The following is a 484-nucleotide window of genomic DNA, read 5'->3' as shown; positions in this document are numbered from 1 at the left end:
GACATCCACACCACTGCAGGCAAGCTGGCTGATCTCAAGAGGCGGGCCGAGGAGACGCTGCATCCTGTCGGCGAAGCCGCCGTGGACAAGGTGCACGCCAAGGGCAAGCTGACCGCCCGCGAGCGCATCCTGGCCCTGCTCGATGAGGGGTCGTTCGTCGAACTCGACGCGCTGGCCAAGCACCGCAGCACCAACTTCGGCCTGGAGAACAACCGGCCGCTGGGCGACGGGGTGATCACCGGCTACGGCACCATCGACGGCCGCGACGTCTGCATCTTCAGCCAGGACGCCACCGTGTTCGGCGGCAGCCTCGGTGAGGTCTACGGCGAGAAGATCGTCAAGGTCCAGGAGCTGGCCATCAAGACCGGCCGCCCGCTGATCGGCATCAACGACGGCGCCGGCGCCCGCATCCAGGAGGGCGTGGTCTCGCTTGGCCTGTACAGCCGGATCTTCCACAACAACATCAAGGCCTCGGGTGTCATCC

The 484-nt window shown here is 66.5% G+C and carries 1 protein-coding gene; it reads left to right on the top strand.

What is annotated here, in order from left to right:
* Window positions 1-484 (top strand): carboxyl transferase domain-containing protein (locus tag RNC47_RS36410; RefSeq protein WP_311605153.1); only part of this gene is annotated, 484 nt, incomplete at both ends.

Origin of the sequence: Streptomyces millisiae (assembly GCF_031845425.1) — a bacterium.
GTDB lineage: Bacteria > Actinomycetota > Actinomycetes > Streptomycetales > Streptomycetaceae > Streptomyces > Streptomyces millisiae.
Note: the sequence above shows the minus strand (reverse complement) of the source record. Positions and strands in the feature narration are given on the sequence as shown.